We start from the raw sequence: 9,346 nt of genomic DNA on the forward strand, positions 1-9,346 counted from the left end.
GAGGCTTACGCCTCGTCAAACAACGTCTCGCCCTCGACCATGTGCTCCTCGACGGTGTCCATGTCGAGCGTGAGGCCGATACCCGGCTTCTCCGGCACCTCGATGTAGCCGTCCTCGATGACGTCCTCCTCGACGAGGTCCTCCCACCAGCCGAGCTCGTAGGAGTGGTACTCGATCGCGAGCGAGTTCGGGATGGAGGTGCCGACGTGAGCCGCCGCCATCGTCGCGATCGGGGAGGCGACGTTGTGCATCGCGACCGGGACGTAGTACTGGTTCGCCACGTCCGCGATCTTGCGGGTCTCGCGCATCCCGCCGACCTTCGGCAGGTCGGGCGCGACGATGTCGACCGCCTGGTTCTCGATGAGGCGGCGCTGTTCGGTGACGCGGTAGCGGTTCTCGCCGACAGCGATGGGCGTGGTCGTGCTCTTGGTGACCTCCTCCTGCACCTCGAGGTTCTCCGGCGGCACGGGGTCTTCGAGCCACCACACGTCGTGCTCCTCGATGGCGTCCGCGAGGCGCTTCGCGGAGCCGCCCGAGAACGTCCAGTGGCAGTCGAAGGCCACGTCGGCCTTATCCTTCACGCGCTCGGTGACCTGCTCGACGATCTCCGCCTTGTGCCGGATCTCGCCGGGGCGGAGGTGCCGGTTCGCGCGGTCCTTCTCGAAGCCGCTCGGCACGTCGAGGTCGAACTTCAGGGCGTCGTAGCCGAGCTCGTCGACGACGCGCTCGGCCTCGTCGGCGCACGCCTCGGGGTCGGCCTCCTCCTCGGTGTGGCAGTCGCAGTACACGCGCATCTTGTCGCGGTACTTGCCCCCGAGCAGCTGGTAGGCGGGCACGTCGAGGATCTTGCCGGCGACGTCGTGCAGCGCCACCTCGATCCCGGAGATCGCGGTGACGGTGACGCCCTCGACGGAGCCCTCGCCCGACATCTTCTGGATGAGGTGCTCGTACAGCCGGTCGATGTCGAGCGGGTTCTCGCCGACCACGAACGGCTTCATGCGCTCGATGAGCTCCGGCACGCCGGCGCCCCAGTACGCCTCGCCGGTGCCGACGACGCCCGCGTCGGTGTACACGCGGACCAGCGTCCACGGGAAGTTCCCGTCGACCATCGTCGTCTGCACGTCAGTGATCTCGACGTCGCGCCCGCCGCCGCGCGAGCCCGTCGCCCCCATCGTCTCGGCGGAGAGCTCTCGCATCGTGTACTCCGCGTTCGGGTCGTGGAGTGACTCGTAGTTCCGGCTCATAGCACCCGATTTATTCGTAACAGGGTAAACGTTTATGTTCTTCCGGGGTCGGGTCTGGGGCCGTCGCGAACGCCGCGCTCCGCCGGCTACCTAAATAGGGAGTTTTTCATTGACGTACCCGCAACGGTCTGCATGGTCGAACTCACCGATTCGCTGAAGTGTCTCTTTACTGGAACCGTCGAAAAGCGCGGCGGCGAACACGTCGTCACGATCCCCGCCACCGAGATCGACCACGGCACGGTCGAGGCGGGCGAGTCGTACCGGGTCGCGCTCATCAAACGCGAGGGCGACGGCGGGTCGGCGGCGACCGTCGCGACCGACGGCGCCGCGGACCGAGCGGTCTCCGGCGACGGTGCGGGGGGATCGCCGGCGTCGACGACGCGACCGGCGGACGACGCCGGTGCCTCCGGCCCGCCGGTCTCCGAGGGCGACGTGCGAGAGGTGACGATCGAGACCCTCGGCGACAAGGGCGACGGGATCGCGAAGATCGAGCGGGGCTACGTCGTCATCGTCCCCGACTCCGAGCCGGGCGACGAGCCGACCGTCGAGATCACGAGCGTCCGGGAGAACGTCTCGTTCGCGGAAGTCGTTCAGGAGTAGGCAGCGCGGCTCGCCGGCGAGCGCTACCGCGGCGCGTCCGCGGGATCGCTCCGCGAGAACAGCTTCTTGAGGTGCGCCGGCGAGAAGAAGGAGCTCGGCCGGTCCATGTGCACGCCGATCTCGCCCGACAGCGCCCACAACCCGGCCCGCTGGACCGGCTCGGGGAGGGAGTAACACCGGCGGATCGCCGAGCCGAGCCGGATCTCGGTGCCGATCGCGTCGCGCCACCCCGACTCGTACGCGGCGAGCGTCGCCGGGTCCGCCGGGTCGATCGCCTCGGCCGCCACGTCGGCCGCGGTCATCCCGTAGCAGATCCCGCCGCCGGTGAACGGCTTCGTCTGCGCGGCGGCGTCGCCGATGAGGAACGCCCGGTCGGTCGTCACGCGGTCCGGCGGGCCGACCGGAATCGCCCCCGAGCAGAAGCGGTCCGTCGTCACGTCGTACGCGTCGGTGAGTCGGTCGAACATCGCGGACACGTCGTCGCTCGGCGGCGCGGCGAGCCCGTACTCGACGCCCGCGTCGCCGCGGGGGATCCGCCACGCGAAGAACGTCGGCGCGGTGAGGTGGACGTCGACGAGGTCGCCGTCGTCGGGCGCGTCGTCGAACGCGAGCACCCCGTGGAGGAGCTCGTCCGGCTCGGGGAGATCGAGCGACCGCCTCACGCGCGACGTGGGGCCGTCGCAGCCGGCGACCATCCGCGCCTCGACTTCCTCCACGTCGCCCGCTGGCGTCCGGACTTCGACGACGACCCGGTCTGAACGCTCCTCGACGCCGACGACCGTGTGGTTCTCCCGCACGTCCGCGCCGGCGTCGCGCGCGCAGTCGGCGAGCGCGCGGTCGAGCCCGACGCGGTCGATCACGTTCGAGACGGGCTCCGGCTTGTAGAACGGGTACGCTCGCGACTCCGGTCCCCCGACGTGGAACCGCGCGCCGTACACCCGATTCTGGAGGAGTTCGTCGCGGGCGTCGTCGGGGACGTACTCCCACACGTCGTCGGAGACGTGCCCGGAGCAGGCCAGCGGGGTCCCGACCGACCCCTTCTCGAAGACGACGACATCGCGGCCGGCCACGGCGGCGCGCCGGGCGAACCGCGACCCCGGCGGTCCCGCGCCGACGACGACGAAATCGTGCATGGACGGAGCGTGGTGACGCGGCCTTATAACGACGACGCGGCTTACTCGCGCCGCTCCGCCAGCCACTCCAGCGCCGCGTCGAGGTCGGTCTCCGGAGGCGAGCACGTCCGCCCCTCGCAGACGTAGGCGGTCGGCTCGCCGTCGACCGCGTCGCGAGCGGCCCAGATCGGCGGGGCGTCGTCCATGCCGAGCCGGTCGAGCCACGCCGCGAGACCGTCTTCGGTCGGCGGTCGGGGGGCGACGAGGGCGCCCGGCAGGTAGCGCTCCCCCAGCGCCTCGCGCCACGCGTCCGGCACCGCGTCGGCGGCGACCGTCACCTCGACGCCGCCGGACGCGACGCGGTCGGCCGCGCGCACCAGCGAGACGTGCTCCAGCGGGCTCGCGCGGATCCGGTCCGCGTGGGTCGTCACGACCCGTTCCGCGACGTCGGCGAACTCGCGGTCGGTCCGGAAGCCGTCGAGCGCCGCGAGCGTCTCCGCCGCCACGCCGAGGCTCGACGGGGTCGATCGGTCGGTGAACTCCTGCGGCCGGGCGAAGAGCGTGTCGTCGTCATCTGCGGCGGCGTCCGGGTCCCGCGTGAAGTAGATCGTCCCGTCGTCGGCGTCGTAGAAGTCGTCGACGACCGTCGCCGCCAGATCGAGCGCGAACCCGAGCGCCTCGGGGTCGCCGGTGGCCGAGTAGGTATCGAGAGCGCCGCGCGCGAGGAACGCGTGGTCGTCGAGGTAGCCCGGCCCCCGCACGTCGCCGTCGAGCCAGCGCCGGGCGAGGTCGCCGGTCTCCTCGTCGTACAGGCGATCCCGACAGAACGCGAGCGCCTCGCTCGCGATCTCGGCGTACGGCTCGCCGAGGACCTGCCCGGCCGCGGCGAACGCGGAGATCGCCCGCCCGTTCCACGCCGCCAGGACCTTCTCGTCGCGGGCGGGGCGAGGCCGCGAGTCGCGCGCCTCGAAGAGCGCGACGCGGGCCGCAGTGAGGGCCTCTCGGACCCCCTCCGGCGACAGGTCGTGTTCGTCGGCGAGCGCAGAGACCGACATCGCGAGCGTCGGGACGGTCGTGCCGCGCTCGAAGTTCCCGCCGGATTCGATTCCGTACCGGTCTTTCGCGAGGGCGGCCGCCGGCTCGTCGAGGACCGCGTCGACCTCGCCGGGCGTCCAGACGTAGAAGGCGCCCTCCACGTCGTCGTGATCGCCCCCGTCGCCGCCCTCGGTGCCCGCGTCCCCGCGCCGGCTCTCGGGCGGCCGGCTTCGGGCGTCGAGCGTGCTGAAGAAGCCGCCGTCCTCGTGGCGGAGTTCGCGGTCGAGGAATCCGAGGGTCTCGCTCGCGACCCGGGCGTACGAGGCGTCGCCCGTGAGCCGGTAGCCGTCGAGGTACGCGAGCGGGAGCTCCGCGTTGTCGTACAGCATCTTCTCGAAGTGCGGCACCGTCCACTGCCGGTCGACCGCGTACCGGTGGAACCCCCCGCCGATCTGGTCGTACATCCCGCCGCGGGCCATCCCGTCGAGAGTCCCCGTCGCGGCCGTGAGCGCGGCGTCGCGCCCGGTCTGCGCGTACGCCCGCAGGAGCACGTCGATCCGGCCGGGCATCGGGAACTTCGCGCCGCCGCTCCCGAACCCGCCGTACTCGTCGTCGTACCCGCGGACCGCGGCGGCCGCGGCCTCGTTGAGGAGGTCGGCGCCCGGGGCGCCCGCGTCGCCGTCGCCTCCGGAGACCGCCGGCTCCGGAACTGACTCCAGCTCGTCGCGGGCGCTCGTGGCCCACTGGTCGGCCCGCCGCTTCATCTCCTCGCGCTGTTCCGGGTCCGCCCACGAGTCCGTGATGCGCTCGCAGAGGTCGCGGAACCCCGGCTGGTTCCGGCGCGGCTCGGGCGGGAAGTAGGTCCCCACGTAGAACGGCTCTCCCTCCGGTGTACACCACGCGGAGAGCGGCCATCCGCCCCCGCCGGTGACGAGCTGCGAGACGGTCATGAACGTGCTGTCCACGTCGGGGCGCTCCTCGCGGTCGACCTTCACGGGGACGAACTCCTCGTTGAGCACCGCGGCGACCGACTCGTCCTCGAAGCTCTCCTCGGCCATCACGTGACACCAGTGACACGAGGAGTAGCCGATCGAGACGAACACGGGAACGTCGTGCTCGCGGGCGCGCTCGAACGCCTCCTCGCCCCACGGCTGCCAGTTAACGGGGTTGTCGGCGTGCTGCTGGAGGTACGGGCTCGCCTCCCCGTCGAGGCGGTTCCGTTCGGTCGGCTGTGACATACGTCCGATTCGGCCCGGCGCGGCAAAAACCCGTCACAAGCGCCTCGTCGGACAGAGATACGCACGAATGTGCACATTAGCGTGTGGATAGAGGGTAAAGTTTACACTACCGTGCAGTCATCGGTCGCACATGACGGAGACCGTACTCTTGGTGGGGGGCGGCGGGCGAGAACACGCGATCGCCCGCGCCGTCGCCGACGACTGCGCGCTGTACGCCTGCGCGAGCAACCGAAATCCGGGGATCCGCCGGCTCGCCGACGGGTTCGAGATGATCGACGAGACCGACGCCGAGGCGGTCGCCGACTACGCCACCGCGGTCAGCGCGGATCTGGCGGTGATCGGACCGGAGTCCGCCCTCGCCGCGGGCGTCGCCGACGCGCTCGACGAGGCGGGCGTGTACGCGTTCGGCCCGCGGGCCGAGGAAGCGCGGCTGGAGACGGACAAGGCGTACCAGCGGGAGTTCATGGACGAGGCCGACATCCCCGGCTGTCCGGACTACGCGGTGTTCGACGACATCGAGGCCGCCTGCGAGTACGTCGACGCCTACGACGGCGACCTCGCGGTGAAGCCGGTCGGGCTCACCGGCGGCAAGGGCGTGAAGGTGATCGGCGACCAGGTGACCGCCGAGGAGGCCAAGGCGTACCTCCGCGACTCCGACTACGACCGGGTCGTGTTGGAGGAGCGGCTCGTCGGCGAGGAGTTCACCGTGCAGGCGTTCGTCGCCAACGGCGAGCTCCGCACGACCCCCGCGGTGCAGGACCACAAGCGCGCCTACGAGGGCGACGAGGGGCCGAACACCGGCGGAATGGGGTCGTACACCGACACCGATCTCTCGCTGCCGTTCATGGGCGGGGGCGACTACGACGCCGCCGTCGACGTGCTGGAGGCGGTCGTCGACGCGCTCCCCGACTACAAGGGCGTCCTCTACGGCCAGTTCATGCTCACGGAGGCGGGTCCGAAGGTCGTCGAGTTCAACGCGCGCTTCGGCGACCCGGAGGCGATGAACACGCTCCCGGTGTTGGAGACGCCCTTCCTCGACGTGCTCACGGCCGCGCGCGACGGCGAGACGCTCCCCGACCTCGCCTTCTCCGGGGAGGCGACGGTCTGTAAGTACGCCGTGCCCGACGGCTATCCGACCGACCCCGACGCGGGCGCGAAGATCGCCGTCGACGAGGAGAGCGCGGGCGATGCGCTCCTCTACTACGCCAGCGTCGACGAGCGCGACGACGGGCTGTACACCACCACCTCCCGGTCGTTCGCGGTCGTCGGTCGCGGCGACTCCATCGCGGCCGCGGAGGCGGAGGCCGAGGACGCGCTCGCCGCGGCGGGCGACCGGGTCCGCATCCGCCACGACATCGGGACGGCCGACCTCGTCGAGCGTCGGATCGAGCATATGGCCGCTCTCCGCGAGTAGCGCCGCCCCGTCAGCGACCCTTTTACCGGAGCCGCGCGAACGCACTCCCGTGACTCACGAGGACGACCGTCTCGGCGCCGCGGAGACCGGCATCGCGGACGCGGACACCGCGGGCACCGTGGACACAGACACCGCCCGCACCGACCGACTGGAGCGCCACGCGACCGGCGGCGCGCGGAACTCCCTGTGGTCGTGGCCCGACGCGAAGTCGCCGCTCGCGGTCGTCCGCAACTACGTCGTGATCGTGCTCGCCCGGATCTGCCCGAGCCTCCGGCTGAAGAACTGGCTGTTGCGCCGGATCGGCGTCACCGTCGGCGCCGGCGTCTCGTGGGGGTTGGAGTCGACGCCCGACGTGTTCTGGCCCGAGCGGATCGCGGTCGGGGACGACGCCATCATCGGGTACGACGCCACGCTGCTCTGCCACGAGTTCCTCCAGGACGAGTATCGCCTCGGCGACGTTGCCGTCGAAGAGGGCGCGATGATCGGCGCGGGCGCGGTCGTCCTCCCGGGCGTCACGATCGGCGAGGGCGCCCGCGTCGCCGCCAACTCGCTCGTCGCCGACGACGTGCCGCCGAGGACGACGGTCGCCGGCGTGCCGGCCGAGGTCGTTTCGCGGGCGAACGAGGGGAGCGGAGCGGGCGGCGAGTAACCCGGCCGTCTCGGAGTTACGCCCCGGCGTCGTCCGCCGACTCGTCGGCGTCCGGGGCGTCCTCGGCGTCCGGAGCGTCCTCGGCGTCGCCGCCGTTCGCCGCGGCGATCGCTTCGGCGTCGGTGATGTGGGCCTCGGTGCTCACGCTCTCCAGGTCGACGCCGACCTCGCGCGCGACCGCGTCGAGGACGGCCCGCTGTTCGGCCATCTCGTTTTCGAGCTGCTGGACCCGTTCTGAGGTGTCGATCACCGTCGTCTGCGTCTCCTCGACCTCGTTGCGGAGCTCGTTGATCTTCTGGTACGTGCGCTCCGCCTTGTCGGCGAGCGTCTGGATCTTCTTCGCCGTGTCCCCGAATCCCATACCGGTCGATCGGCGCCGAGATACGTGGGCCTTTCCGTTCGGCGCCGGCTCGCGGTCGCCGTGTCCGCCAGCCCCGGACCGCGACGGTGGACTTTTGGCCGAACCGCCCCGAGGTACCGGTATGAGCGTCGAACGCGTCCTCTTAACGAACGACGACGGGATCGACGCCGTCGGGCTCAGAGCGCTCTACGACGCGCTCGCGGCCGACTACGACGTGGTCGCGGTCGCGCCGACCGGCGACCGGTCGTCAGCCGGTCGCGCCCTCTCGGACGGCGTCGACATCGCGGACCACGAGCTCGGCTACGCGGTCGACGGCACCCCGGTCGACTGCGTCGTCGCGGGGCTCGACACGCTGGTCCCGGACGCCGACGTCGTGGTCGCGGGCTGTAACGAAGGGGCGAACCTCGGCGCGTACACCCTCGGTCGGTCCGGAACCGTCTCCGCCGCGGTCGAGGCCGCCTTCTTCGACGTGCCCGCGGTGGCGACCTCCATGTACGTCCCGGGCGGTGACGACTGGTGGAAGCGGGACCTGGAGCCGGCGGAGTTCTCGCACGCGACCCGCGCGACGCGGTACCTCGTCGCGGAGGCGACCGCGACGGGGGCGTTCGACCGCGCCGACTACCTCAACGTCAACGCCCCGATCGCGGACGGGGGAGGAGAGACGCCGGCGCCGATGCGCGTCACCGCCCCCTCACCGTGGTACGGGATGGAGGCGGCGCACGACGGAAACGGTCGCGTCACCTTCTCGGACCCGATCTGGGGGCGGATGAACGAGGGCGATGTCCCGGACTCGGTCGGCACCGACCGCCGGGCGGTCGTCGACGGCGAGGTCTCCGTCTCGCCGCTGTCGGTCCCCCACGCGGCCGAGCCGGACGCGGGGCTCGACGAACTCGTGGCGGCCTACGGACAGACGACCGAGAACGCTCGGTGACCCGATCGCCTCGGTCGAGTCTACTCCTCGTCGGCGCTGACGGTGACCTTCGCCTCGCTGACCACGCGGTCGCCCATCTCGTAGCCGGGCTCGTACACCTCGTGGACGGTCCCCTCCGGCTGGTCGCTCTCGACCCGCAACATCACCTGATGGCGAGCGGGGTCGACGGCTTCGCCGGGGTCGGGATCGATGGGGTCGACGCCCTCGTCGGCGAGCACCTCGTCGAACTTCTCCAGCGTCGATTCGACGCCCGGTCGGAGGTCGCTCCCCTCCTCCTGATCGAGCGCGCGCAGGAGGTCGTTGCGGACGGGCGTGATGCGCTCGACGAGGGCCTCCGAGGCGCGCTCGCGGATCTCGTCCTGCTTGCGCTTGGCGCGCTGCTTGTAGTTGCTGAAGTCGGCCTTCACGCGAGCGAGCTTGCTCGTCAGCTCCTCCACTTCCTCCTCGGCTTCGAGGAGGTCGGCGCGCGTCTCGTCGAGCTCCGCTTCCAGCGCCGCGACCTCGCGCGCGAGCGCCTCGTCGTGCTCGGCGACGGCGGCGGCCAGCGCCTCGTCACGGGCGCCGCCGTTCGCGTCGGCCGACTCGCCGCTCGTTCCCTCGGCGGTCGCGTCCGCGGTGCCGTTCGTCCGCGCGGCGTCGTCGGGGGACTCGACCTCGACGTCGACGGCGTCGTCGTCGCTCATACCCGATCGAAGTCGGTCGGCGTGCATAAGCGTTGCAGAACGGAGCGACCGTGGCGGCGCCGCGGACGCGACCGCCGAG

General features: G+C 71.5%; 9 protein-coding genes. 4 read left to right on the forward strand and 5 right to left on the reverse strand.

Going from position 1 to position 9,346, the window contains the following annotated elements; translation table 11 throughout:
- Nucleotides 1–5 precede the first annotated feature (5 nt).
- Nucleotides 6–1,244 carry a mandelate racemase/muconate lactonizing enzyme family protein gene (locus tag DJ69_RS05330; RefSeq protein ID WP_099254648.1) on the reverse strand — a complete coding sequence of 413 codons (1,239 nt, stop codon included), beginning with the start codon at nucleotides 1,242–1,244 and terminating at the stop codon, nucleotides 6–8.
- A 132-nt stretch (nucleotides 1,245–1,376) separates the two neighbouring features.
- Between DJ69_RS05330 and DJ69_RS05335 the strand changes: the two genes are divergently transcribed.
- Entirely contained in the window at nucleotides 1,377–1,844 is a 468-nt protein-coding gene (locus tag DJ69_RS05335) for a TRAM domain-containing protein (RefSeq protein ID WP_099254649.1), read from the forward strand.
- A 23-nt stretch (nucleotides 1,845–1,867) separates the two neighbouring features.
- Here the strand turns inward: DJ69_RS05335 and DJ69_RS05340 are convergent, their stop codons facing one another.
- Together DJ69_RS05340 and DJ69_RS05345 are read right to left on the reverse strand one after the other, a co-directional pair.
- The gene (locus tag DJ69_RS05340; RefSeq protein WP_099254650.1) at nucleotides 1,868–2,977 is read right to left on the reverse strand and encodes a geranylgeranyl reductase family protein; all 1,110 of its coding nucleotides are present in this window, start codon (nucleotides 2,975–2,977) and stop codon (nucleotides 1,868–1,870) included.
- 41 nt (nucleotides 2,978–3,018) lie between these two features.
- Nucleotides 3,019–5,229 carry a thioredoxin domain-containing protein gene (locus DJ69_RS05345; RefSeq protein ID WP_099254651.1) on the reverse strand — a complete coding sequence of 737 codons (2,211 nt, stop codon included), beginning with the start codon at nucleotides 5,227–5,229 and terminating at the stop codon, nucleotides 3,019–3,021.
- Between the two features lie 130 nt (nucleotides 5,230–5,359).
- On the opposite strand from DJ69_RS05345, the gene purD reads away from it, so the two are divergent.
- Nucleotides 5,360–6,643, forward strand: coding sequence for a phosphoribosylamine--glycine ligase (gene purD, locus DJ69_RS05350; protein ID WP_099254652.1), 1,284 nt, complete (start codon nucleotides 5,360–5,362; stop codon nucleotides 6,641–6,643).
- 91 nt (nucleotides 6,644–6,734) lie between these two features.
- Nucleotides 6,735–7,292, forward strand: coding sequence for an acyltransferase (locus tag DJ69_RS05355; protein ID WP_180271727.1), 558 nt, complete (start codon nucleotides 6,735–6,737; stop codon nucleotides 7,290–7,292).
- Between the two features lie 16 nt (nucleotides 7,293–7,308).
- On the opposite strand, the gene DJ69_RS05360 is transcribed toward DJ69_RS05355, so the two are convergent.
- Nucleotides 7,309–7,653, reverse strand: coding sequence for a DUF5798 family protein (locus DJ69_RS05360; protein ID WP_099254653.1), 345 nt, complete (start codon nucleotides 7,651–7,653; stop codon nucleotides 7,309–7,311).
- A gap of 121 nt (nucleotides 7,654–7,774) precedes the next feature.
- On the opposite strand from DJ69_RS05360, the gene surE reads away from it, so the two are divergent.
- Nucleotides 7,775–8,584 (forward strand): 5'/3'-nucleotidase SurE, encoded by an 810-nt coding sequence (gene surE / locus DJ69_RS05365; RefSeq protein ID WP_099254654.1) that lies wholly within the window; start codon nucleotides 7,775–7,777, stop codon nucleotides 8,582–8,584.
- Nucleotides 8,585–8,604: 20 nt separating this feature from the next.
- Here the strand turns inward: surE and DJ69_RS05370 are convergent, their stop codons facing one another.
- Nucleotides 8,605–9,267, reverse strand: coding sequence for a nucleotide exchange factor GrpE (locus tag DJ69_RS05370; protein ID WP_099254655.1), 663 nt, complete (start codon nucleotides 9,265–9,267; stop codon nucleotides 8,605–8,607).
- Between the last annotated feature and the right edge of the window lie 79 nt (nucleotides 9,268–9,346).

This window comes from Halorubrum persicum, from assembly GCF_002727125.1.
GTDB lineage: Archaea > Halobacteriota > Halobacteria > Halobacteriales > Haloferacaceae > Halorubrum > Halorubrum persicum.